Annotated in this window: 24 protein-coding genes; 12 read left to right on the top strand and 12 right to left on the bottom strand. The window is 63.6% G+C overall.

Annotated features, from left to right (window positions below; translation table 11 throughout):
* Positions 1-18: 18 nt before the first annotated feature.
* The 4 genes from nrdR (at position 19) to ACLIMP_RS10480 (ending at position 2,552) form a co-directional block, all read left to right on the top strand.
* On the top strand, positions 19-507 hold the full coding sequence (gene nrdR / locus ACLIMP_RS10495) for a transcriptional regulator NrdR (RefSeq protein ID WP_324694937.1): 489 nt from the start codon (positions 19-21) through the stop codon (positions 505-507).
* Entirely contained in the window at positions 500-1,240 is a 741-nt protein-coding gene (locus tag ACLIMP_RS10490; RefSeq protein ID WP_185997484.1) for an RNA methyltransferase, read from the top strand. The genes nrdR and ACLIMP_RS10490 overlap by 8 nt, the downstream gene beginning before the upstream one ends.
* Before the next feature lie 356 nt (positions 1,241-1,596).
* A complete protein-coding gene (gene rpsD / locus ACLIMP_RS10485; protein WP_054441709.1) occupies positions 1,597-2,211 on the top strand; it encodes a 30S ribosomal protein S4 in 615 nt (204 codons plus the stop codon).
* A 116-nt stretch (positions 2,212-2,327) separates the two neighbouring features.
* A complete protein-coding gene (locus tag ACLIMP_RS10480) occupies positions 2,328-2,552 on the top strand; it encodes a hypothetical protein (protein WP_324694934.1) in 225 nt (74 codons plus the stop codon).
* 23 nt (positions 2,553-2,575) lie between these two features.
* Here ACLIMP_RS10480 and ACLIMP_RS10475 read toward each other — a convergent pair whose 3' ends face one another.
* The 10 genes from ACLIMP_RS10475 to ACLIMP_RS10430 all read right to left on the bottom strand — a co-directional run bounded on the left by ACLIMP_RS10475 (position 2,576) and on the right by ACLIMP_RS10430 (position 12,185).
* Positions 2,576-4,573, bottom strand: coding sequence for an alpha/beta hydrolase family protein (locus tag ACLIMP_RS10475; RefSeq protein WP_443477829.1), 1,998 nt, complete (start codon positions 4,571-4,573; stop codon positions 2,576-2,578).
* A gap of 71 nt (positions 4,574-4,644) precedes the next feature.
* Entirely contained in the window at positions 4,645-5,769 is a 1,125-nt protein-coding gene (gene tgt / locus ACLIMP_RS10470) for a tRNA guanosine(34) transglycosylase Tgt (RefSeq protein WP_324694930.1), read from the bottom strand.
* 19 nt (positions 5,770-5,788) lie between these two features.
* The gene (locus ACLIMP_RS10465; protein ID WP_443477828.1) at positions 5,789-6,733 is read right to left on the bottom strand and encodes a DUF481 domain-containing protein; all 945 of its coding nucleotides are present in this window, start codon (positions 6,731-6,733) and stop codon (positions 5,789-5,791) included.
* A 131-nt stretch (positions 6,734-6,864) separates the two neighbouring features.
* A complete protein-coding gene (locus ACLIMP_RS10460; protein ID WP_054441704.1) occupies positions 6,865-7,638 on the bottom strand; it encodes an ABC transporter permease in 774 nt (257 codons plus the stop codon).
* Positions 7,635-8,570, bottom strand: a complete 936-nt coding sequence (locus ACLIMP_RS10455) for an ABC transporter ATP-binding protein (RefSeq protein WP_324699033.1) — start codon at positions 8,568-8,570, stop codon at positions 7,635-7,637. The genes ACLIMP_RS10460 and ACLIMP_RS10455 overlap by 4 nt, the downstream gene beginning before the upstream one ends.
* A 42-nt stretch (positions 8,571-8,612) precedes the next feature.
* Positions 8,613-9,647, bottom strand: coding sequence for a tRNA preQ1(34) S-adenosylmethionine ribosyltransferase-isomerase QueA (gene queA, locus ACLIMP_RS10450; RefSeq protein WP_324694925.1), 1,035 nt, complete (start codon positions 9,645-9,647; stop codon positions 8,613-8,615).
* A gap of 66 nt (positions 9,648-9,713) precedes the next feature.
* On the bottom strand, positions 9,714-10,400 hold the full coding sequence (locus ACLIMP_RS10445) for a peptidylprolyl isomerase (protein ID WP_185997486.1): 687 nt from the start codon (positions 10,398-10,400) through the stop codon (positions 9,714-9,716).
* Between the two features lie 100 nt (positions 10,401-10,500).
* Positions 10,501-11,019 (bottom strand): pantetheine-phosphate adenylyltransferase, encoded by a 519-nt coding sequence (coaD, locus tag ACLIMP_RS10440; protein ID WP_054441700.1) that lies wholly within the window; start codon positions 11,017-11,019, stop codon positions 10,501-10,503.
* Positions 11,019-11,927, bottom strand: a complete 909-nt coding sequence (locus tag ACLIMP_RS10435; protein WP_054441699.1) for a polyprenyl synthetase family protein — start codon at positions 11,925-11,927, stop codon at positions 11,019-11,021. Before ACLIMP_RS10435 ends, coaD begins: the two co-directional genes overlap by 1 nt.
* A gap of 3 nt (positions 11,928-11,930) precedes the next feature.
* The gene (locus tag ACLIMP_RS10430; protein ID WP_054441751.1) at positions 11,931-12,185 is read right to left on the bottom strand and encodes an exodeoxyribonuclease VII small subunit; all 255 of its coding nucleotides are present in this window, start codon (positions 12,183-12,185) and stop codon (positions 11,931-11,933) included.
* Positions 12,186-12,324: 139 nt separating this feature from the next.
* On the opposite strand from ACLIMP_RS10430, the gene purL reads away from it, so the two are divergent.
* The gene (gene purL / locus ACLIMP_RS10425) at positions 12,325-14,496 is read left to right on the top strand and encodes a phosphoribosylformylglycinamidine synthase subunit PurL (protein WP_324694920.1); all 2,172 of its coding nucleotides are present in this window, start codon (positions 12,325-12,327) and stop codon (positions 14,494-14,496) included.
* Between the two features lie 87 nt (positions 14,497-14,583).
* Here the strand turns inward: purL and ACLIMP_RS10420 are convergent, their stop codons facing one another.
* Both ACLIMP_RS10420 and serB read right to left on the bottom strand, forming a co-directional pair.
* Positions 14,584-15,243, bottom strand: a complete 660-nt coding sequence (locus tag ACLIMP_RS10420) for a DUF1345 domain-containing protein (RefSeq protein WP_082370568.1) — start codon at positions 15,241-15,243, stop codon at positions 14,584-14,586.
* A gap of 14 nt (positions 15,244-15,257) precedes the next feature.
* A complete protein-coding gene (gene serB / locus ACLIMP_RS10415; RefSeq protein WP_443477827.1) occupies positions 15,258-16,142 on the bottom strand; it encodes a phosphoserine phosphatase SerB in 885 nt (294 codons plus the stop codon).
* Here serB and miaA point away from each other — a divergent pair.
* The 7 genes from miaA (at position 16,135) to ACLIMP_RS10380 (ending at position 22,599) form a co-directional block, all read left to right on the top strand.
* Positions 16,135-17,136, top strand: a complete 1,002-nt coding sequence (gene miaA, locus ACLIMP_RS10410) for a tRNA (adenosine(37)-N6)-dimethylallyltransferase MiaA (RefSeq protein ID WP_443477826.1) — start codon at positions 16,135-16,137, stop codon at positions 17,134-17,136. The genes serB and miaA overlap by 8 nt on opposite strands.
* A gap of 218 nt (positions 17,137-17,354) precedes the next feature.
* A complete protein-coding gene (gene ilvB, locus ACLIMP_RS10405) occupies positions 17,355-19,097 on the top strand; it encodes a biosynthetic-type acetolactate synthase large subunit (RefSeq protein WP_324694914.1) in 1,743 nt (580 codons plus the stop codon).
* A gap of 31 nt (positions 19,098-19,128) precedes the next feature.
* Positions 19,129-19,647 (top strand): acetolactate synthase small subunit, encoded by a 519-nt coding sequence (gene ilvN / locus ACLIMP_RS10400; RefSeq protein ID WP_054441698.1) that lies wholly within the window; start codon positions 19,129-19,131, stop codon positions 19,645-19,647.
* Positions 19,648-19,762: 115 nt separating this feature from the next.
* Positions 19,763-20,782: a ketol-acid reductoisomerase gene (gene ilvC / locus ACLIMP_RS10395; protein WP_054441697.1), complete on the top strand. Its 1,020-nt coding sequence runs from the start codon at positions 19,763-19,765 to the stop codon at positions 20,780-20,782.
* Between the two features lie 84 nt (positions 20,783-20,866).
* Positions 20,867-21,514, top strand: coding sequence for a YceI family protein (locus tag ACLIMP_RS10390; protein WP_324694910.1), 648 nt, complete (start codon positions 20,867-20,869; stop codon positions 21,512-21,514).
* A gap of 67 nt (positions 21,515-21,581) precedes the next feature.
* Positions 21,582-21,899, top strand: a complete 318-nt coding sequence (locus tag ACLIMP_RS10385) for an I78 family peptidase inhibitor (RefSeq protein WP_185997491.1) — start codon at positions 21,582-21,584, stop codon at positions 21,897-21,899.
* Positions 21,900-21,975: 76 nt separating this feature from the next.
* Positions 21,976-22,599, top strand: coding sequence for a TMEM175 family protein (locus tag ACLIMP_RS10380; protein WP_324694907.1), 624 nt, complete (start codon positions 21,976-21,978; stop codon positions 22,597-22,599).
* Positions 22,600-22,630: the final 31 nt, after the last annotated feature.

The raw sequence follows: 22,630 nt of genomic DNA, 5'->3' as shown, positions 1-22,630 counted from the left end.
TTGAAAGTATCTTACTGAATGCGCTGTCCTTTTTGCGCCCACGACGATTCCCAGGTCAAGGACAGCCGCCCGACCGAGGACAACACGGCGATCCGTCGCCGCCGCCAGTGTTCAAGCTGCGGCGCGCGGTTCACGACTTTCGAACGCGTCCAGCTTCGCGAGATCACCGTCGTCAAGAACGACGATTCCCGCGAGCCTTTCGACCGGGCCAAGATCGAGCAGTCCGCCACTCTCGCCTGCCGCAAGCGCGGGATCGAGCGTGAGAAGATCGACCAGCTCGTGTCCGGCGTGCAGCGCCAGGTGGAAACGCTCGGCGAATCCGAAGTCTCGTCGCGCGAAGTCGGCGAGATGGTGATGGAAGGTCTGCGCCAGCTCGATTCGGTCGCCTATATTCGCTTCGCCTCGGTCTACCGCGCCTTCAACGAGGCGCGCGACTTCGAGGAATTCGCCGGGACGGTTCGCGATGTCGCGGGTCCGGGCCACATGGAAGGTCGCAACGATGACTGACGTTAAGAAGCCGGTCATCGTGCTGGTCCGCCCGCAGCTCGGGGAAAACATCGGCAAGGCCGCACGCGCCATGCTGAACTTCGGCCTTACCGAAATGCGCCTCGTTTCACCGCGCGACGGCTGGCCCAACCCCTCCGCCGGTCCCGCCGCGGCAGGTGCCGACCTGGTCCTGGAACGCGCCGAAGTCTTCGAGACCCTGGCAGAGGCCGTTGCCGATTGCGGCAATGTCTTCGCCACGACCGTTCGCAAGCGCGGCGTCACCAAGCCTGTCGTCACCCCCGAGGAAGCGGCACGCGAAGTCCATACCGCGCAGGGCCGCTCCGCCTATGTCTTCGGCCCCGAGCGCTCCGGGCTGGAGACAGAAGACGTTGCGCTTGCCCGTGCGATCCTGACGGTGCCGATCAATCCCGAATTTGCCTCGCTGAACCTTGCACAGGCAGTGATCCTCTGCGCCTACGAATGGTCGAAGGGCGCGGTCTCGTCAGGTGAACTGGCCCAGCCGACCGTCGAGGACCTGCTCCCCCCCGCCCCGCAGGACGAACTGGAAGGCCTGATCGGTCATTTCGAGCGGATGCTCGAACCCAAGAACTACTTCTGGCCCGAAACACGTGCCGCCGCCAACCGGCTGACCTTGCGCAACCTGCTGACCAAGCCGGCATGGAACCACCTCGAAGTACGGACCCTGCGCGGTGTCCTCTCCGCACTGGAGAAAGAGCGCCGCAACCGCGATTGATCTGCGGATTGCGGCGCCAGCCCGCTCCCCCATCAGCCGTCCTGCAGGGCCGCCATTTCAGGTGGGCTCACACAAGGCGGATGGGGTAGCGGGCCGGCGCCGCCGTAAGATGTGCCGAAGGCATGTCGTTACGACGCATTCGAGACCGCAAATCCACCGATGCGGCTTGACTTTCCGGCCCCAGTCCGTAAGGGGCACGCCTTCACATGGCGCCTGCCTGTTTCGGCAGCCCGTCCATTCGGCCCCGCACCCCGGTGAAGCGGCGGCCGCATCCCGCAAAGTAGGCTGGATGGTGCGCCCCGGGACAACACGGATCGCCTTCAGGTCGGAGGCGGCAGCAGAACAGGAGACGACTTATGTCGAAGCGTAAAAGCGCCAAGTACAAACTCGACCGCCGCATGGGCGAGAACATCTGGGGTCGCCCCAAGAGCTCGGTCAACCGCCGCAGCTACGGCCCGGGCCAGCACGGCCAGCGCCGCAAGGGCAAGCTTTCGGACTACGGCATCCAGCTGCGCGCCAAGCAGAAGCTCAAGGGCTACTACGGCGACGTGACCGAGAAGCAGTTCAAGCGCACCTACCAGGAAGCTTCGAAGATGAAGGGCGACACCGGTCAGAACCTGATCGGTCTGCTCGAACAGCGTCTCGACATGGTCGTGTACCGTTCGAAGTTCGCACCCACCATCTTCGCGGCTCGCCAGATCGTTTCGCACGGCCACATCCGCGTCAACGGCGTGAAGTGCAACATCGCTTCGCGTCGCGTGAAGGTTGGCGACGTCATCAGCCTCGGCAACAAGGCCAAGGAAATGGCTCTCATCATCGAAGCGCAGAACCTGCCCGAGCGTGAGATTCCTGACTACGTTTCGACCGACGGCACCGACAAGGTGACCTTCGTGCGCGTTCCGACGCTCGACGAAGTGCCTTACCCGGTGAAGATGGAACCGAACCTGGTCGTCGAGTTCTACTCGCGCTAAGGTCCCGGTCCACCGGACAAGACATGCGAAGGGCGGCCCTCACGGGCCGCCCTTTTCTTTTGTGCGACGAACCGCCGGAAAGCGCGGTAAATCGAGGAATTTGTCAGGGAACGGACATGGTTCTCGTGCATTGGACAGTCACCATGTCACGCTATCGATTCATTACCCCCAACCGCACCGGCAAATGGTATCCCGACCTCGAGACCGCGAAGCAGTTCGCGGCGGAAATCGGCGCCGGATTTCTCGATTCCCGCACCGGGCGTTTCGTCGCCTATGTCGGCACGAAGCTCGAGATCGGCGCACTTCACGAAGAAGCCGGAGAGGCGCTGCAACCGGCCTGAGCTTACACTCAGGCCCGGAGAGCTCACTCTTTCGGCATCCCCAGGTTCTCGCGCAGAAAAGCGTCGCTCTGAGCCAGCATCCTGGCCCTCGCCTCGCCTTCAACCAGCGAGTGCGTGAGACCTTTGAAGGTGACCAGTTCGGCCCGCTTCCCGGCATCGAGCAGGCGCCGCTGCATCAGCTCTGACTGGTCGATATCGACGTTGGTATCCCAGTCGCCATGAAACATCAGGACAGGCGCCTGAATTTTCGCGGCGTTCTGCGCGGGTGATCCTTGCGAAACATGCGGCCCGTTGCCGATCATGGCGTCGACCAGCTTGTAGTCCGAATAGTTGAGATGATCGTTGCGCAGCTGCTGAAGGTCGGTGACCGGTGCTACAGCGATGATCGCCTTGAACAGATCCGGCTTCAGCACCCCCGATTGCAGCGCTGCATATCCACCATATGACCACCCGAAGATCGCCAGCTTGCCTTTCGCAGCGATCCCGTTCGATACCAGCCAATCTCCTGCATCGGTGACATCACCCACAGCCGTGCGCCAGGACTGGAATCCGTTCTTTTCGAACCAGGCTTCGCCGTAGCCCGACGATCCGCGAAAATTCGGCTGAAGAACGGCAAAACCACGTGCCGCAAAAAACTGCACTAGCCAGTCGAAACCCCATTCGTCGCGTGCCGAGGGTCCGCCGTGCGGCATGTTGATGGCGGGAAGATTTTTCCCATCGCTGCCGGGCGGCAGGGTCAGGTAAGCCGGGACCATCGTACCATCAAAAGCCCGAAACTGAATGGATTTCATGGGCGAGAGCGTGCGTCCGGACATGGCTGTCCGTAGCGGGAGGACTTCCTCCAGCTTGCGTGTGGCCTTGTCGAAAATATAATATTTCCCCGGATCGATATCGCTCCCCACGAACATGAGCAGCTTGCTCTCATCAGCGCTGGAATCGACGATCGTCACCGAAGGATCACCGGGCAGCGCCTTCGAGAGCGCCGAGCGCAAGGCTGCCAGCTTGGGGTCGAAATACTCGATCTGGCGATAATCCGTGGCGAATGAGACGCCCACCACCCGCCTTGATCGACCGATGCGGATCAATTCGTCAACATCGACACCGGGCTTCGAGATGACTTCCTCCCGGCGGTTGGAGCCATCGAGGCTCTGCCGGTAAAGTGCGGAAAAGCCGTTCTTGTTGTCGAAACCAAATACCGAATTGCTCTCCGGGTCGACTGCCACGGGCCGGAAACCCGAATAGGTGCCGGAAGGATTGACGGTGACCCTTCCCAACGGGTTCCAGCCGTGCTGCCCCACCAGGCGATAGAAATAATCGGTATAATTGCGATCATAGCCTATGCCCATTGCAGGCGTGCTCGCCATGATGCGGATATTGCCCATCCCGTCGGTTATGTAGCCGGCGGCTGTCCGGTTCGGCTTTTCCACGGTAGCACGGCGCAGGGTGCGAACATTCAGGCTTTCGACACCGAGCCCTTCCCCTGATTGGGCCAGCCGCGTCCCTATCGTATTTTCGGGAATGTACTGACGCAGCATCAGCACTTCTTCCGGCTTCCCGCCCTGCCAATCGATGATGTCGCCCCCGTATCGCGCCACCCCCAACGAACGGCTGTTAGCGCTCTGCGTGAGCATCTTGGCAGGCGAACCGTCCAGACTGAGCGAAAGAAGGCGACTGAACGACAAGACGTTCCCAGTGCTCTTGTCCTGGACGAGGATACTGCAAACCAGTTGCGCGTCGCTGGGCCAAGAACAATAGCTGACATGTTCTCCCTGTCCGGACGCGTTCAGGATCGTCCGGGGAGCACCGCCCTTTACCAGGTCGGCGATCATGACCTTGTCACCACGCCCGCCCGAAGGCGCGACAATAGCGGCAAGTGCGCCGCCCGGAGCAAGGCTTATATCCGTGATATCCTGCCGAGCGCCGAAAGCAGCCGCCAGTTTTTCGACGCTTTCGGCTTGGGCCGTTCCCCATCCTGCCATGCCCAGCACAAAAGCCGGGCCGGCGAGCCAAATCTTCTTCATGTAATCCCCCCAGTGGATAGCCATCGACTATCCTTGAGAGAGAACCTCTTCCAGTTAAATCTGCTGGTAGATCAATGGAGATACTCGCGACGGAAGTCTGCCGCGAACTGGGCGAAAGTGCCGGCGGCGATGGCGTCGCGCATGCCCTGCATGAGTTGCTGGTAGAACGAGATGTTGTGCTCGGTCATCAGCATGGAACCCAGAATTTCTCCCGCCTTCACGAGATGATGCAGATAAGCGCGGCTGTAGGTCGCGCAGGTAGGGCACTTGCAGCGATCGTCCAGCGGGTTGCTGTCCTCCGCATGGCGGGCGTTGCGCAAGTTGAGCGGGCCGTTCCAGGTGAAGGCCTGGCCGTTGCGGCCCGAGCGGCTGGGCAGCACGCAGTCGAACATGTCGACGCCGCGCTCCACCGCACCGACCAGATCGTCGGGCTTGCCGACCCCCATGAGATAACGCGGACGATCGACCGGAAGCTGGCCGGGCGCGAATTCCAGCGTGGCGAACATCGCCTCCTGCCCTTCGCCCACCGCAAGTCCGCCGATGGCGTAACCATCGAAACCGATCTCGGTAAGCGCATCGGCCGAAGCCTTGCGCAGGCCTTCGTCGAGCGCGCCCTGCTGGATGCCGAACAGGGAGGAATTGGCCGCATGCTCGCCGCCGCTGTCGAAACCGTCGCGGCTGCGCCGGGCCCAGCGCATCGACATTTCCATGGACCGTGCGATCACGTCGCGGGGCTGATCGATCTTGGGACATTCATCGAAGCACATCACGATGTCGGACCCCAGCAGGCGCTGGATTTCCATCGAACGCTCTGGCGTCAGCAGATGGCGCGAACCGTCGAGATGACTGGCGAAAGTGACGCCGTTCTCGGTGATCTTGCGCAAGTCCGACAGGCTCATGACCTGATAGCCGCCGCTGTCCGTCAGGATCGGGCGGTCCCAGTTCATGAACTTGTGCAATCCCCCGAGCCGGGCGACACGCTCGGCACCGGGGCGCAGCATGAGGTGATAGGTGTTGCCCAGGATGATGTCGGCGCCGGTGGCGCGCACATCCTGCGGCTTCATCGCCTTCACGGTTGCCGCCGTGCCCACCGGCATGAAGGCTGGCGTACGGATTTCGCCGCGGCGCATCTTGATCGTGCCGGTACGGGCCTTGCCGTCGGTGGCGTGGATGGAGAATTCGAAACGGGGGTTCATGACCCGCCCGTTACAGACTTCAGAAGCCGTAGACCAGTGAGAAGCGAGAGATCGTGTCGGTCTGGAGCGAACCGTCCGGCGGAGAGGTTTCGTGCTCGATCGAATAGGACAGGCGCGCCTTCAGCCCCTTGCTCATTCCCGCTTCAAGGCCGGTAGCCGAGGTGAAGGTACTATTGCCGGTTTCCACATAGGACGAGGCATCCTGCGTGAGCTTGATCGTCGGGCTGACCTGCCAGTCGAAATCGAGCGAGGTCAGCGTCGACCACGTCGTTTCCTTGGGCACGGTGACATAGCGCGTGCGGCGAAGCGCCGGGCCGATTTCCATCGACAGCGTCACATTGTCACGCTTGAGCACACGGTAGCCGAGCCCGCCCGACAGCGAGTAGCGATCCAGATAGCCCTGAATGCGGTCCTTTTCGTACTGCATTCGGCCATAAGTGAAGAAGCCGTCGTTCAGGGTATATCGCGGCTGGTAGCTGGCCCCGTACTGCTCACGCGTGACCGAGCCGCGATCCTTCTGGAAATCCGCGTTGAGCTGGATCGTATGCTGCCAGTCGATGCCTTTACGGTCCAGCTTGACCGCCCCGGTATAGCCGAAATTGCTGGTGTTTCCCGTCGCGCGGAAAGCGCCGAGTTCGACTTTGCCGGTCCAGAGTTCGAGCAGCGCGGCGCGGCGGATCCGCTCCGTTTCCGCATTCGCCTTCTCCGCGATTTCGCGGGCGTTCGCATCGAGGAACGCCTGCTGCATCGTGCGGATTTCTTCCTTGTCATAAGGCTGTGTGGCAAGCGCCGCCTTGACCACCGCTGCAACGGTGGCCGAATCCTTCGTCTTCACCGCCGCCTCGATCATGGCCTTCACATTGCGGGGAAGACGCGGCGGCGGCGCCGGGATGAACGGCGGCGGAGAGACATAGTCCGGCAGCACGAGACGAAGCGGCAGCTCCACGACAGGAACCACCGACACGATCTCGATATCCGGGAAGGGTTCGAACTGAAAGGATTGGGGCGGCTCCGCCTGAGCCGGGACGGCAATCAGCAAGGCAGGCACACCAATCGAAACAGCCAAACGCATTGTCATGACACGATATTACCGACTCAGGCGCGCAGGCGCCACCCTGTGCGGAAGATCCAGGCGATGAACGCCACACAGAGCGCGAGGAAGCCCAGCGTCATGCCGAGCGACAGGCCGATGGGGAAGTCCGAACTGCCGTAGAAGCACCAGCGCAGCCCGTTCACCAGATAGACCACCGGATTGGCCATGGCGACCGAACGCCAAGGTTCGGGCAGCAGGTCTATCGAGTAGAACGTACCGCCAAGGAATGTCAGCGGCACGATGAACAGCACCGGAACGATGCCCAGCTTTTCAAAGCTGTCCGCCCAGATCCCCAGAATGAACCCGAACAAGGAGAAGCTTGCCGAAACCAGCAGGATGAAGCCCAGCGCATAGAATGGATGGGCAATCGTGTAGTCGACGAAGAACGTGGCCGTCACGAGGATGATCGCCGCCAGGATCAGGGATTTGGTGGCCGCTGCTCCCACGAAGCCGATCAGCGTTTCGGCAACGCCCACCGGCGCCGAAAGCAATTCGTAGATCGCGCCGGTGAAGCGCGGCATGTAGATGCCGAAGCTGCCGTTCGACGTGCTCTCGCTCAGCAGGGTCAGCAGCAGCAGGCCCGGCACGATGAAGGCCCCGTAGTTGACGCCGGCCATGCCCGAATCCATCTTGCTGCCGATCGCCGCGCCGAACACGACAAAGTAGAGCACCGTAGTCAGAACAGGTCCGAGGATGGACTGCATGGCGGTGCGCATGGCCCGCATGACCTCGCGCTTGTAGATGGTCCAGGTGCTGCGCGCGTTGAAGGCGATCATGCCGCCGCTCCTTCCAGAAGATCGACGAAGATTTCCTCAAGGCTCGATTCGCGAATTTCGATCGAGGTGTAATCGATGCCGTTTGCCACGAGATCCTTGGTGAGCTGAGCCACTTGCGCCTTGCCTCCGCCCGAACCGTCGCCGCCGCGATAGACGAGTTCGAGCCCTCCATTGCCCAGCGAGAGATTGTACGGGGCCAGCGCTTCGGGGACGAGCGCCAGAGGCGTGGCCAGGCCGATATGTGCTTCGGTGCGGCCGAGCCGCTTCATCAGCGAGCGCGTTTCTTCCACCATGCGGATGCTGCCCGCCTGGATGATGCCCACGCGGTCGGCCATTTCCTCGGCCTCCTCGATATAGTGCGTGGTGAGGATGATCGTGGTTCCGCGGTCGCGAAGCTCGGCGATCTGCGCCCACATGTCGCGGCGAAGCTCGACATCGACACCGGCGGTCGGCTCGTCGAGGAACAGCAGGTCGGGTTCATGCGCCAGCGCCTTGGCAATCAGCACGCGGCGCTTCATGCCGCCCGAAAGTGCGCGGATCTGCGCCTTGCGCTTGTCCCAGAGGCTGAGCGCACGCAGGATTTCCTCGACCCGCGCGGGGTCCGGCGCCAGGCCGAACAGGCCGCGCGAATAGTTCACCGAGTGGATGACCGTCTCGAACATGTCGGTCGCCAGTTCCTGCGGAACCAGTCCGATGCGGGCACGCAGGGAGCGCCAGTTGTGAGTCATGTCCTCGCCGAAGGCGCGCATGGTGCCGCTGGTCGGCCGCACGAGGCCGCAGACCGCGCCGATCAGCGTTGTCTTGCCCGCACCGTTAGGCCCGAGCAGCGCGAATATCTCGCCCTTGTTGATCGTGAGGTCCACGCCCTGGAGCGCGGTGAAGCCCCCGGCGTAAGTCTTGGTCAGACCGCTGATTTCGAGAATGGGTTCCATGGCCCGCGTGATGCGCGAAACCGGTGACAGTTCCAAGTCCCCTCAGGGCAAAAGAAGGCTGGAATCCCCGTAGGAGTAGAAACGGTAACCCTGCGCGATCGCATGGGCGTAAACCGCCTGCATCCGCTCCAGCCCCATCAGCGCCGAAACCAGCATGAACAGCGTGGACTTGGGCAGGTGGAAGTTGGTCATCAGCCCGTCGATCGCCTTGAAGCGATAGCCGGGCGTGATGAAGATCGAGGTGTCCCCTTCGAAGGGACGAATCACGCCGTCCTCGCCCGTCGCGCTTTCCAGCAGGCGCAGGCTGGTGGTGCCCACCGCGATGACCCTTCCGCCGCCCGCGCGCGCGGCATTCAGGCGATCGGCGGTCTCGGCATCGATGCGGCCCCATTCGGCATGCATCTTGTGGTCCTGCGTCTCATCCGCCTTGACCGGCAGGAAAGTGCCGGCACCCACGTGAAGCGTCAGCGTCTCGCGCTTCACGCCCGCCGCATCCAGCCGCTCGATCAGTTCGGGCGTGAAGTGCAGCGCGGCGGTGGGAGCGGCAACGGCACCCTTCTCGCGCGCGAACATCGTCTGGTAATCGCTGGCGTCCTGCTCGTCGGTCTCGCGCTTGCCGGCGATGTAAGGCGGCAGCGGCATGCGCCCTGCCCGCTCCAGCAAGACCTCGACGGGCTCGTCGCCCTCGAACAGCAAGGTCCAGCTGCCGTCATCGTGGCGCACTTCGGCCACGGCAGTGACGTCTGCGGGAAATTCGATGCGATCGCCCGCCTTCAGGCGCTTGGCATTGCGGACGAAAGCCTGCCAGCGACGAAGGTCGATCCGCTTGTGAAGCGTGGCTCCGATGCGGGCCTCGCCGCGGCGCCCTTCGAGCTGGGCAGGAATGACGCGGGTGTCGTTGAACACGAGGATGTCGCCGGGGCGCAGTTCTCCGGGAAGATCGCGCACGACGCGCTCGACCAGAGCCCCTTCGTCGCGGCCCTGCGCGACCAGCATCCGCGCCGAATCGCGCGGACGCGCGGGGCGGAGGGCGATATTCTCGGGAGGAAGGTCGAAGTCGAAAAGGTCAACGCGCATGAGCCGCCCTCTAGGGGCGCACTCACGCGGCGTCATCCATTTTTCGCTTCAGGTCACCGGGTCAGGTTACCTGGACTTCGATTTGCTGAGCTGGTCGGCCGTGATTTTCGCAGGCGGCGGCGCGACCGGGGCGGGCGGCGGCGGCGCCTTGTTCTCGGATGCCAGCGAGGCCTGCACGATCCTGGTCGGGTTCTGGGGCGGTTCGCCGCGCTGGATCGCGTCGACATACTGCATGCCCGAGATCACGCGGCCGAAGTTGGTATACTTCCGATCGAGCGAGAAACGCGGGTAGAACACGATGAAGAACTGGCTGTTCGCGCTGTTCGGCTCGTTGGTGCGCGCCATCGACACGGTGCCGCGAACGTGCGGCATCGCGTTGAATTCGGCTGCCAGATCGGGAAGCTGCGAACCGCCCTGCCCGGTGCCCGTCGGGTCGCCCGTCTGCGCCATGAAACCGTCGATCACGCGGTGGAATATCTGGCCGTTGTAGAAGCCCTGCCCGGCGAGCGTCTTGATCCGCTCCACGTGATGGGGCGCCCATTCCGGCATGAGACGAATGGCGACACGGCCACCGTCCGAGAGATCGAGCAGGAGCACGTTCTCGGGCTGATGGGTTACATCGGGATCGACGAAAGTCGGCAGCACCGCCACCGGCGGCGTCGGGGTCGGGTCTTCCTTCTTCTTGGCCATGGCGGGCGTAGCCGCCAGCGCCAGGCCGATCATCGTCGCGGTAAGGGTCAGGCGAAACGTCATCGAATACTCACAGGAAGGAAGCCGCTCAGGCCAGGGGCGATAGTGCCCCGCTGCTGACGTGACAATGAATGAATTTGTCGCAATCGTTTCTTGGGCGTTCTCAATAGTCGCCGAGAAGCCCGGTCTCGGCGATCCGCGCGACGACATCGGCGCGCACCGTGGGGCTGACGAACTTGGCGATCTCTCCGCCGAACGTGGCGATTTCCTTGACCAGCTTGGAGGCGATCGGCTGAAGGCTGACGTCCGCCATCAGGAACACGGTCTCGATGGTGGGGTTGAGCTGCTGGTTCATCCCCGCCATCTGGTATTCGTACTCGAAGTCCGCGACGGCCCGCAGCCCCCTGATGATGACGCTGGCGCCCTGCTTCTGCGCAAACTTCATCAACAGCGCGTTGAAGCCGACCACGGTGACGTTCTCGATCCCGAGCGCCGCCACTTCGCGTTCGACCATGGCCATGCGCTCCTCGGGCGTGAAGAGCGGGTTCTTCGAAGGGTTCGTCGTCACCCCGATGATAAGGCGATCGACCAGCTTGGCGCCGCGCCGGATGATATCGGCGTGACCCAGCGTGATCGGATCGAACGTGCCCGGATAGACACCGATGCGTTCACCAAGGCTCATCAATGATCCCTCTCGATGATGTAGCGCGCCACTGCGCGCAGCAGGTCGGCTTCCTTGCCGTGCTGGGCAAGGTGGCCGATGGCCTGCTCCACCAGCATGCGGGCCTGTTCGCGGGCGCGTTCGGGGCCGAGCAGCGAGACGAACGTCTCCTTGCCCGCCTCGGCATCCTTGCCAACGGCCTTGCCGGCCACCGATGCATCGCCTTCATGGTCGATAAGGTCGTCGGCGATCTGGAAGGCCAGGCCGATATCGCGGGCATAGCCACGCAGATGTGCGCGACCTTCCGGCGGCAGGCGGCCCAGGATCGCGCCCATTTCCACCGCCGCGCCAAGCAGCGCGCCGGTCTTGAGCTGCTGGAGCCGGGTTACGGTCTGAAGATCGAACTCGCTCGTCTCTGCCACCAGATCCATCATCTGCCCGCCGGCCATGCCCTGCGCGCCGCTGGCATGGCCAAGCGCCTGCACCAGTTCGATGCGGGTGAAGGGATCCGCGCTCGTCGCGGGATCGGCCAGCACCTCGAACGCGAATGCATGGAGCGAATCGCCCGCGAGCACGGCGGTCGCCTCGTCGAAGGCGATATGCAGGGTCGGCTTGCCGTGGCGCAGCGCGTCATCGTCCATGCACGGCAGGTCGTCGTGGATCAGCGAATAGACGTGGATCGATTCGATGGCGATGGCGGCCCGGATCGCGGCTTCGCGAACCACGCCGTACATATCCGCAACGGCTGTGAGCAGGAGCGGCCGCAACCGCTTGCCGCCGCCGATCGCGGCGTAGCGCATCGCCTCCAGCAGGCGCGCGCGGGCATCGTCCGGCACCGGCAGCATCGCATCGAACGCTCCGTCGATCTCCCGCGCGATCCGCGAGAGGCCTTCGGCGAGGATCGGGTCGGTCACGGCGACCTCACCCACGAATCAGCGATCCGCCGCGTCGAACGGCTGGGTGCCGGCGGGCACCCCGTCGGGACCGGCGACGATACGCTCGATCCGGGCCTGCGCCGCGTCGAGACGCTTCTGGCAGTGCTGGCGCAGCGCTTCCCCGCGTTCGTAGAGCGTGATCGAATCGTCGAGCGGCACGTCGCCGCTTTCCAGACGGCGGACCACGTCTTCAAGCGCCCTCAGCGCATCCTCGAAACTCATCTCGGCGATTTCGGCACTGTTCTCAGTCATGATCACCGCAATGGAGCGGGCGCGTTCACCGGTCAAGGCGGGACTATGCGCCACTGCCCCGGCGCGCGGTATCGGCCGCCGCGAAAACACCCCTTTTTACGTCTAGCGAAGAGCCACGCTCGGCGCTAAGGCGCGTCGCATGTCCGAAATCACCCCCGATGTCGTCGAGGCGCATGGCCTCAATTCCGAGGAATACGAGCGGGTCCTGAACGCGCTCGGCCGAGAGCCCAACCTGGTTGAGCTTGGCATCTTCTCGGTCATGTGGTCCGAGCACTGCTCGTACAAGTCGAGCCGCTTCCACCTGAAGAAGCTCCCCACAAAGGCCCCCTGGGTCATCTGCGGCCCCGGCGAGAATGCCGGCGTGATCGACATCGGAGACGGCCAGGCCGCCATCTTCAAGATGGAAAGCCACAACCACCCGAGCTACATCGAGCCTTATCAGGGCGCGGCCACCGGCGTTGGCGGGATACTTCGCGACGTCTTCACCATGGGCGCCCGCCCGGTCGCCAACATGAATGCGCTGCGCTTCGGCCGCCCTGATCATCCCAAGATGAAGCACCTCGTGCAGGGCGTCGTCTCCGGCATCGGCGGCTATGGCAACTGCGTCGGCGTGCCGACCGTGGGCGGCGAAACCAACTTCCACAAGGCTTACGACGGCAACATCCTCGTCAACGCCATGACCGTGGGCGTCGCCGATACGGACAAGATCTTCTACTCGGCCGCCACCGGCCTCGGTAATCCCATCGTTTACGTCGGCTCGAAGACCGGCCGCGACGGCATCCACGGCGCTACCATGGCCTCCGCCGATTTCGACGAGCATTCGGACGAGAAGCGCCCGACCGTGCAGGTGGGCGATCCCTTCACCGAAAAGCTGCTGATCGAGGCCTGTCTCGAACTCATGGCCACCGATGCCATCGTCGCGATCCAGGACATGGGCGCGGCCGGCCTCACCTCCTCGTCGGTCGAAATGGCCAGCAAGGGCGGCGCCGGCATTCGCCTGAACATGAACAACGTGCCCTGCCGAGAAGAGGCGATGACGCCTTACGAGATGATGCTCTCGGAAAGCCAGGAGCGCATGCTCATGGTGCTTCAGCCCGGCAAGGAAGCCATGGCCGAAGCGATCTTCAAGAAGTGGGAGCTCGACTTCGCCGTGATCGGCGAAGTGACCGACACCGGCCACATGGTTCTCGAATTCAACGGCGAAGTGGTCTGCGACATTCCGCTCGGCCCGCTTGCGGACGACGCGCCGGAATACGAGCGCCCCTACGTCTCGCCTGAGGAATACAAGGCCTGGGCCAAGGTTCCGGCCCTCGGCGAAGTGGGCGAAAGCGCCGACATCGGCGCCGACCTGCTCAAGCTCATGGGCACGGTCGACCTCGCCTCGCGCAAGTGGATCTGGGAACAGTATGACAGCCAGGTCGGCGGCGACACGATGCAGAAGTCCGGCGGCGACGCCGCGGTCGTCCGCATCCACAACACGCAAAAGGCGCTGGCGATCAGCACCGACTGCTCGCCCCGCTATTGCTACGCAGACCCTTACGAGGGCGGCAAGCAGGCCGTGGCCGAGACCTATCGCAACATCAGCGCCGTCGGCGGCCTTCCGCTCGCCATTACCAACTGCCTGAACTTCGCGAACCCGCAGCGCCCCGAAATCATGGCGCAGATCGTCGGCTGCCTGAACGGCATGGGCGATGCTTGCCGTGCGCTCGATTATCCGATCGTCTCGGGCAACGTCTCGCTCTACAACGAATCGAAGGCCACCGGCGGCGGCTCGGCGATCCTGCCGACCCCGGCCATCGGCGGCGTGGGCATCCTTGTCGATCACGACAAGATGGCCACCGTGGCGTTCAAGAACGCCGGCGACGATATCTTCGTTCTGGGCGCTGGCGAGGGCAAGCTCGGCTCGCACCTCGGCCAGTCGCTTTGGTTGCGCGAAATCGCGGGTCAGGAAGCGGGCGAAGCGCCCAAGGTTGATCTCAAGGCAGAGGCCGGCAACGGCGCCACGATCCGCGAGTGGATCGGCGCCGGCAAGGTCACGGCCGTCCATGACGTAAGCGACGGCGGCCTCGTCGTCGCGCTGGCGGAAATGGCGCTGGCCAGCGGCCTGGGCTGCAATCTCGAAGTGGAACTGACCACCGCCGAGGCCTTCGGCGAAGACCAGAGCCGCTATGTCGTCACCGCAACTGCCGGCACGGAGCTTCCGGGCGCCGTCCGCATCGGCACGGTCGCCGGCACCAAGGTCCTTGGCAACGAAGTGACCGAACTTCGCGAAGCCAACGAGGCCTTCTTCAAGGACTGGATGGAGGGCTGATCGCCTTCCCGCCTGACACAGTACCGGAAGGGCGCCCCTTGTGGGCGCCCTTTTTGGTTGGTGCCGACAGTTTGAGGATACGACGCCTCAGTGCCCGCCCGAGGACGAGGCGAGCACATTCACCGTCAACGCCAGAATGCCGAGGTTGAAGGCGAAGGCGAACAGCCCGTGAAAGGTGGAAACCCGCCGCACATCCGAATCGGTAATCTCGATATCAGCGGTCTGGCAGGTCATGCCAATCACGAGGGCGAAGTTCACGAAATCGGCAAAGTCCGGCACACAGTCGCCTGGAAAATCGAGACCCTCGTGATCCGCGCCGCCGCGCGACGAGTAATAAAGCCGGGCGTAGTGGAAGGCGTAGATCAGGTTGGCGAATGTCCAGCAGGCCAGCAGCGTCACCACCAGCAGCGCGATCTCGCCGGGAACGAGGCTCTTGTTGTCGAGCACCAGCGTGCCGAGCGCGGCAAGGATCACCGTGGAGATCACCCCTGTCAGCAGGAGCAGCATCACCTGCCCGGCGTCGTCACGCTTGGCCTGACGCCGCATGACATCGGGATTGCCATCCCGCCACAAGGGGATGCAGGAAAACACGAAGGCGATCACGGCGAGGTCGAAGGCGGTAACGATCGCCTCGACCAGCCCTATCGCCGGGATCAGCGGCCAGACCGAGATCGCCAGCACGCCAAGGAACAGCAGGTAGCGCGGATGCGACAGCCGGCTCAGGATCGAAGTTCCGCTACCGGCCATCGCGTGTCGCTCCCTTAGCTGCGGCCCCATTCCTGTTCGTCGATGCCGAGAAGGCGCAGGACGCTGGTGAGGTCGCCCCGATCGATCCAGCCGTTCGACGCGGCACGCGCCTTGGGCTTGGCATGATAGGCGATACCGTAAGTCGCCGCTTCAAGCATGGGAATGTCGTTCGCGCCGTCACCGGTGGCAAGGCTGGTGACGCCCTCTCCTGCTGCCGCGATCTCGGCAAGCAGCGTGGCCTTCTTGACCGAGCTGTCGACGATCGGTCCGACCAGGCCGCCGGTCAGCATGTCGTCGGCCACCTCGAGCCGGTTGCCGACGACATGCTCGAAACCGAGCCGCCCGGCGACGGGATCGGCGAAGTGGTGGAAACCGCCGGTGACGAGCACCGTGCGGCAGCCGAACTTCCGAAGTGTCGCCACCAAGGTTTCCGCACCCGGCATCGGCTTGATGCGGGTGGCAAGGCACTCGTCGATGGCACTGACGGAAAGCCCCTTGAGCAGGCCGACCCGTTCGCGCAGCGCCTGTTCGAAATCGAGTTCGCCCTGCATGGCGCGCTCGGTGATTTCGGCAATGCGGTCCTTGAGGCCGGCGAAATCACCCAGTTCGTCGATGCATTCCTGTCCGATCATGGTCGAATCCATGTCGGAGATGAAAACGCCCGGCAGGATCGGCTCATGATCGGAGACGAGACCGTCGGTCGGCGCAAAATGATCGTCGAGCGCCTTGCGCAGCGCCGCCGCATCCTCGTCCGGCGAGGCAAGCTGCATGGTCTGCCCGCAGAAATCGAGCATCGCCGCCGAAGCGAGACGTACGCCTCTTTCCTGCATTTCGGTGCGGGCCGCATCGATTCTTGCCGTGAGGTGGTCCGGTTCTGCTATCAGCCGCGCAATGAGCACTGCGAATTCCCTTGAAGCTGCGTATGAAAATTCCACAAGCGATGTGCCGAACGGGCAAAAACCGCCGCTCGCGCTCATTGCAGGGCCGACCGCCAGCGGCAAGAGCGATTGTGCCGTTGCCCTGGCGCAGGAACTGGAAAGGCGCGGAAAGCGCGCGGTCGTCATCAATGCCGACAGTTCGCAGGTCTATGCAGACCTGACGGTTCTCAGCGCCCGCCCCGCGCCCGAGGAGATGGGCGGCATCGATCACCGCCTGTTCGGCACATGGGACGGCGCCGAAACCTGTTCCGCCGCCGACTGGGCACGGGCCGCACGCGAAACCATCGCGGGGGTCCATGCCGAAGGCGCCATACCGGTCCTCGTTGGCGGCACCGGGCTTTATATACGCACGCTGCTGGAGGGCATCGCCCCCGTACCGGCCATCGATCCCGATGTACGCGAGACGGTGCGCGCCCTGCCCGTTGCAGATGCCTATGCCGCCCTGCAGACCGAAGACCCGGAACGCGCCGCCAGGCTTGCCCCGGCAGACGCCGCCCGCATCGCGCGCGCGCTTGAGGTCGTGCGGTCTACAGGGCTGACCATCGCCCATTGGCAGGCCCGGACCAGCGGCGGCATCGGCGGCGATGTCTCGCTTCACGCCGCGATCCTCCTGCCCGAGCGAAAAGCGCTCTACGCACGCTGCAACTTGCGGTTCGAACGCATGATCGAGCGCGGAGCCCTGCGCGAAGTGGAAGCCCTGCTCGCAAGAAGGCTCGATCCCGACCTGCCGGTAATGCGTGCGATCGGCGTTCCCGAGCTTGCCACCGTGGTGCGCGGAGAAAGCACGCTGGAAGAAGCGATTGCCCGCGGATCACAGGTCACGCGGAACTATGCCAAGCGTCAGTTCACCTGGCTGCGGCACCAACCTCCGCAAGATTGGACAAGGATTGAGTTCGAATATTTCGACGAAAAATCCATACAAGATAGATTATTTCACGTTATGGGGTTGACGTAATATTTTCGTCCCCTTAGAGCCCCCTCACCTGCTGATGAAAGTATGCAGGGAGGAGAGGGAGGACCCGGCACGGCGCCCGTCGTGTCGGGTCGGTTTCATTATAGTTCGCCAACAAGCGAACTGTGGTTTTTTGGTAATGTGCACCGTGATTGGCGCGCAACATTCGAAGGGCAGCCCATCCCTCGGGAAACGCCCACGAGTCGGAAAAGGAATATGTTGTGACTGAAGAGCGCAGCGGCGCGAACATCCTGGTCGAAAGCCTGGTCAAGCAGGGAGTCGAATTCGTATTCGGTTATCCCGGCGGCGCCGTGCTACCGATCTACGATGCTCTATTCGGCGACGAGCGACTTCGGCACATCCTGGTCCGTCACGAAGCCGGCGCGGCCCACGCGGCCGAAGGTTACGCGCGCTCGACCGGCAAGCCCGGCGTCGTTCTCGTCACCTCGGGCCCTGGCGCCACCAATGCCATCACCGGCATTGCCGACGCCTTCATGGATTCGATTCCGCTGGTCATCATCACCGGCCAGGTTCCCACCGCGCTGATCGGCTCGGACGCGTTCCAGGAAGCGGACACCGTCGGCATCTCGCGTCACTGCACCAAGCATAACTACCTGGTGAAGGATCCGGCAGACCTTGCCGCGACCATCGACGAGGCGTTCCAGATCGCCACTTCGGGGCGGCCCGGCCCGGTTCTGATCGACATTCCCAAGGACGTCCAGATCGCCAGCGCCATCTGGAACGACACGCCGACGCAGCGCCGCCAGCGCTATTCGCCGCGCACCGAAGGCACGGCGGACGAGATCGCGCAGGCCGTCGAACTGATCGCCAAGGCCAAGGCCCCGGTGCTCTATACCGGCGGCGGCGTCATCAATTCCGGCCCGCGTGCTACCGAGCTGCTGCGCGAGCTTCAGGCGAAGACCGGCGCGCCCGTCACCTCGACGCTGATGGGCCTCGGCGCCTTCCCGGCCGACCATGCCGACTGGCTGGGCATGCTGGGCATGCACGGCACCTACGAGGCCAACCTGGCGATGAACCAGGCGGACCTGATCGTCTGCATCGGCGCCCGCTTCGATGACCGCGTGACCGGCCGCCTCGACGCATTCGCGCCGAATTCGACCAAGATCCACATCGATATCGACCGCGCATCGATCAACAAGACGGTCCGCGTCGACCTGCCGATCATCGGCGATTGCGCCACCGTGCTCGACCAGATCCTGACGCTCTGGGGTGATCGCAAAGGCCAGGACCTGGCGCCTTGGAAAGCCCGCGTCGAGGAATGGCGCGGCAAGAACAGCCTCTACTTCCCGCTCTCGAAGAAGGCGATCATGCCGCAGCTCGCGGTCCAGCGCCTGTTCGAGCTGACGAAGGACAAGGACCCGGTGATCTCCACCGAAGTCGGCCAACACCAGATGTGGGCGGCGCAGTACTTCCACTTCTTCGGTCCGAACAAGTGGCTGACTTCGGGCGGCCTCGGCACCATGGGCTACGGCCTGCCCGCCGCGATCGGCGCGCAACTCGGCAACCCGGACAGCCTCGTCATCGACATCGCGGGCGACGCCTCGATCCAGATGAACATCCAGGAACTGGGCACCGCCACTCAGTACCGCCTGCCGGTGAAGATCTTCATCCTCAACAACGAGTGGATGGGCATGGTCCGCCAGTGGCAGGAGCTGACGTACGAAAGCCGCTACTCGCAGTCCTATTCGGACAGCCTGCCGGACTTCGTGAAGCTGGCCGAGGCCTATGGCTGGAAGGGCATCCGCATCGAGAACGAAAGCCAGCTCGATGCCGGTATCCAGGAGATGATCGACTACGACGGCCCCGTCATCGTCGATTGCCTCGTCGCCAAGGAATCGAACTGCTTCCCGATGATCCCCTCGGGCGCGGCCCATACGGACATGATCCTCTATGGCGATACCGTCGCCGGCACGATGGACGACGAAGCCAAGGCTTTGGTCTGACAACGCGCGCGCAGGATCCGAAAGACATATCATGATGCACATCAAGCAAGAGGCCGAGGAACGCCACGTCCTCACCATCACCGTCGATAACGAGGCGGGCATTCTCGCCAAGATCGCCGGCCTGTTCACCGCACGCGGCTATAACATCGACAGCCTGACCGTGGCCGACATCACCGAGAACCACGCGGTGAGCCGGATCACCATCGTCACCCACGGCCCGCCGAGCCAGATCGACCAGATCCACGCCCAGCTCGAACGCCTGGTACCGGTGCACAAGGTGGTGGACCTGACCGAAGTCGGTCCGCACGTCGCCCGCGAACTGGCGCTTATCAAGGTGGCCGGTCTCGGCGAAAAGCGCGTCGAGGCACTGCGTCTGGCCGATATCTTCCGCGCCAAGGCAGTCGATACCACCACCGGGAGCTTCATCTTCGAACTCACCGGGGCGCCGGACAAGATCGATACCTTCGTGCAGCTGATGCGCGACCTCGGGCTTGTCGAAGTCGGCCGCACCGGCATCGTCGCCATGATCCGCGGGCCGCACGAGGCCTAGAACCGAGCTTAATCCATCCTCCGGCACACGGTGCCGGAAACAACGAACCACGCGCCCACGGCGCATATCAATCAGGCCCCGCCTTACGGGAACGGGCCGTCGAAAGGGTACTACGATGAAGGTCTATTACGACGCCGATTGCGACATCAACCTGATCACCGAGAAGAAGGTCGCGATCCTCGGCTACGGCAGCCAGGGCCACGCCCACGCGCAGAACCTGCGCGACTCGGGCGTCAAGGAAGTGGCCATCGCGCTTCGTCCGGGTTCGCCCTCGGCCAAGAAGGCCGAAGGCGCCGGCTTCAAGGTGCTCGCCAACGCCGAAGCGGCCGCATGGGCCGACGTTCTCATGATCCTCGCCCCCGACGAGCATCAGGCCGCGATCTACGCCGCCGACATCCATGAGAACCTGAAGCCCGGCGCGGCACTCGCCTTCGCCCACGGCCTCAACGTCCACTTCGGCCTGATCGAGCCCCGCGCCGACATCGACGTGATCATGATCGCGCCGAAGGGCCCGGGCCACACCGTTCGCGGCGAATACGTCAAGGGCGGCGGCGTGCCCTGCCTCGTCGCGATCCATCAGGACGTGACCGGCAATGCGCAGGACGTCGCTCTGGCCTACGCTTCGGGCGTCGGCGGCGGCCGTTCGGGCATCATCGAGACCAACTTCCGCGAGGAATGCGAAACCGACCTGTTCGGTGAGCAGGCCGTGCTTTGCGGCGGCACCACCGCGCTGGTCCAGGCCGGCTTCGAAACGCTGGTCGAAGCCGGTTACGCACCGGAAATGGCCTATTTCGAATGCCTCCACGAGCTGAAGCTGATCGTCGACCTGATGTATGAAGGCGGCATCGCCAACATGCGTTACTCGATCTCGAACACCGCCGAATACGGCGACATCAAGACCGGTCCGCGCATCATCACCGAAGAGACCAAGAAGGAAATGAAGCGCGTTCTGGAAGACATCCAGTCGGGCCGTTTCGTGAAGGACTTCGTGCTGGACAACCGCGCCGGCCAGCCGGAACTGAAGGCTTCGCGCATCGCCGCCAAGCGTCACCCGATCGAGGAAACCGGCTCGAAGCTGCGCGCCATGATGCCCTGGATCGGCGCCAACGCGCTGGTGGACAAGGCGAAGAACTAAGTTCCGTCCAGACGCTTTGGCGTTTGACGAAACATCGGAGGCGGCGCAGAAATGCGCCGCCTCTTTTGTTCAGGAGCAGACCCGATGCGCCGTCCGCATATCGCTTTCGCTTTGGTTGCCGCTGCCGCGCTTGCGGCCCCCGTCATCGCCCAGCCTGGCCCCGGCGGTGGACGCGACCGCATGGAAATGCTGCACGGATCGGGCACCCCCGCCGACGTCAAGGCCGGGACTTACGCCGTTGAGCCGGCCCATACGCAAGTCACCTTCAGCGTCTCGCACATGGGCATTTCGCCCTTCGCCGGCACGTTCTCGGGCGCGAGCGGTTCGCTGACGCTCGATCCCAACAAGCTGTCGGCCACCAAGCTCAGCGTCACCATCCCCACAACCTCCGTGCAGACGACCAGCAGCAAGCTTTCCGAAGAACTCGTCAGCGCCGACTGGCTTGATGCCGGCAAGTTCCCGACTGCCACTTTCGTCGCCACGTCGGTCACGCCGCGCGGGCCCGATAGCGCCTCGATCGACGGCACGCTGACCCTCCACGGTGTCAGCAAGCCGATCACCATTATCGCGCGCTTCTTCGGCGCCGCACAGAACCCGATGAGCAAGAAGGATTCGATCGGCTTCCTCGGCCGCGCCCTGATCAAACGCTCCGACTTCGGCGTTTCCAAGTACGTGCCGGTGGTCTCCGACGAAACCGTACTGGTCATCAACGCCGCCTTCGAGAAGCAATAAGCGTCATCGACCGTTCACGGCCCATGCGCCATGGGCTCATGGCATGAACGCTCGAAAGGAGATCGGCATGAAGACCAGACTGACCGCGACTATCACCCTGGCCACGGCCCTCTTCGCCCTTTCTGCCTGCGCCAGTACCGGGAACGACAAAGTGGCCGATGCAACCCCGCCGTCGATGGAGCCGAGCTGCGGCGCCGAACAGTTCGCTTCCTACGTAGGCCAGCCTGCCAGCGACGAGGTTATCGCCGCAATCACCGCATCGCGCGGCGACAAGCCGATGCGCGTCATCAGGCCCGGCTCTGCCGTGACCATGGACTACCGGCCCGACCGCCTGAACGTCCAGGTCGGCGATGACGGCAAGATCAAGGGCTTCACCTGCACCTGATCCCATACCATCTGACATCTTGATCCGGGCGCTCCGCTCCTCCAAGCACCATTGCTGGAATGTAACGGAGCCCCGGATGAACGAAGCTGACGATATCGAGCGCGAGGACGGCCTCGCCCGCGTCGAGGCGTTCTCGGACGGCGTGCTCGCCATCATCATCACCATCATGGTGCTGGAGTTGAAAACCCCGGTCACCGAGGGACTGAAGGCGCTCTGGCAACTCTGGCCGATCTTCATCGCCTATGTGCTGAGCTATGCCTACGTCGCGATCTACTGGGTCAATCACCACCGCCTGCTCGGCCATGCGCGGGTCGTGACCAGCGGGCTGCTGTGGTCGAACATGCTGCTGCTGTTCACCCTCTCGCTGATCCCCTTCTCCACCGCCTATCTCGGCGAGCATCACTTCAGTCGCGAGGCGACCCTGCTCTATCTGGCAACGATGCTGACGCCTGCCCTCGCCTATGTCCTGCTGCAAGGACGGATCGCGGCCACCGGCACACGCACCGCTGCCAGCCGCCGCTATCACAAGGCCTCGCACCGCAAGGGGATCGCCGCTTCGGCAGTATATGCCCTCGGCATTCCGCTGACTTTCGTATCCCCGTGGCTCGGCATCGTCTGCGCGGCACTTGTCGCCGTATTCTGGATGCTGCCCTGGAGCGTGCTCGACCGTCTGTTCCTCGACAGGGTTCCGCCTGCCTAGATCATGAAGTGCGTCGTCCTCTGCGGGAAGG

The organism is Novosphingobium aeonii, assembly GCF_052279045.1.
Lineage (GTDB): Bacteria > Pseudomonadota > Alphaproteobacteria > Sphingomonadales > Sphingomonadaceae > Novosphingobium.
Note: the sequence above shows the minus strand (reverse complement) of the source record. Positions and strands in the feature narration are given on the sequence as shown.

Bases quoted from the DNA above. Each gene is read 5' to 3' on its own strand.
- nrdR (WP_324694937.1), top strand. From the start codon at position 19: ATGCGCTGTCCTTTTTGCGCCCACGACGATTCCCAGGTCAAGGACAGC.
- ACLIMP_RS10490 (WP_185997484.1), top strand. From the start codon at position 500: ATGACTGACGTTAAGAAGCCGGTCATCGTGCTGGTCCGCCCGCAGCTC.
- rpsD (WP_054441709.1), top strand. From the start codon at position 1,597: ATGTCGAAGCGTAAAAGCGCCAAGTACAAACTCGACCGCCGCATGGGC.
- ACLIMP_RS10480 (WP_324694934.1), top strand. From the start codon at position 2,328: ATGGTTCTCGTGCATTGGACAGTCACCATGTCACGCTATCGATTCATT.
- ACLIMP_RS10475 (WP_443477829.1), bottom strand. From the start codon at position 4,573: ATGAAGAAGATTTGGCTCGCCGGCCCGGCTTTTGTGCTGGGCATGGCA.
- tgt (WP_324694930.1), bottom strand. From the start codon at position 5,769: ATGAACCCCCGTTTCGAATTCTCCATCCACGCCACCGACGGCAAGGCC.
- ACLIMP_RS10460 (WP_054441704.1), bottom strand. From the start codon at position 7,638: ATGATCGCCTTCAACGCGCGCAGCACCTGGACCATCTACAAGCGCGAG.
- ACLIMP_RS10455 (WP_324699033.1), bottom strand. From the start codon at position 8,570: ATGGAACCCATTCTCGAAATCAGCGGTCTGACCAAGACTTACGCCGGG.
- queA (WP_324694925.1), bottom strand. From the start codon at position 9,647: ATGCGCGTTGACCTTTTCGACTTCGACCTTCCTCCCGAGAATATCGCC.
- ACLIMP_RS10445 (WP_185997486.1), bottom strand. From the start codon at position 10,400: ATGACGTTTCGCCTGACCCTTACCGCGACGATGATCGGCCTGGCGCTG.
- coaD (WP_054441700.1), bottom strand. From the start codon at position 11,019: ATGAGCCTTGGTGAACGCATCGGTGTCTATCCGGGCACGTTCGATCCG.
- ACLIMP_RS10430 (WP_054441751.1), bottom strand. From the start codon at position 12,185: ATGACTGAGAACAGTGCCGAAATCGCCGAGATGAGTTTCGAGGATGCG.
- purL (WP_324694920.1), top strand. From the start codon at position 12,325: ATGTCCGAAATCACCCCCGATGTCGTCGAGGCGCATGGCCTCAATTCC.
- ACLIMP_RS10420 (WP_082370568.1), bottom strand. From the start codon at position 15,243: ATGGCCGGTAGCGGAACTTCGATCCTGAGCCGGCTGTCGCATCCGCGC.
- miaA (WP_443477826.1), top strand. From the start codon at position 16,135: ATGAGCACTGCGAATTCCCTTGAAGCTGCGTATGAAAATTCCACAAGC.
- ilvN (WP_054441698.1), top strand. From the start codon at position 19,129: ATGATGCACATCAAGCAAGAGGCCGAGGAACGCCACGTCCTCACCATC.
- ilvC (WP_054441697.1), top strand. From the start codon at position 19,763: ATGAAGGTCTATTACGACGCCGATTGCGACATCAACCTGATCACCGAG.
- ACLIMP_RS10390 (WP_324694910.1), top strand. From the start codon at position 20,867: ATGCGCCGTCCGCATATCGCTTTCGCTTTGGTTGCCGCTGCCGCGCTT.
- ACLIMP_RS10385 (WP_185997491.1), top strand. From the start codon at position 21,582: ATGAAGACCAGACTGACCGCGACTATCACCCTGGCCACGGCCCTCTTC.
- ACLIMP_RS10380 (WP_324694907.1), top strand. From the start codon at position 21,976: ATGAACGAAGCTGACGATATCGAGCGCGAGGACGGCCTCGCCCGCGTC.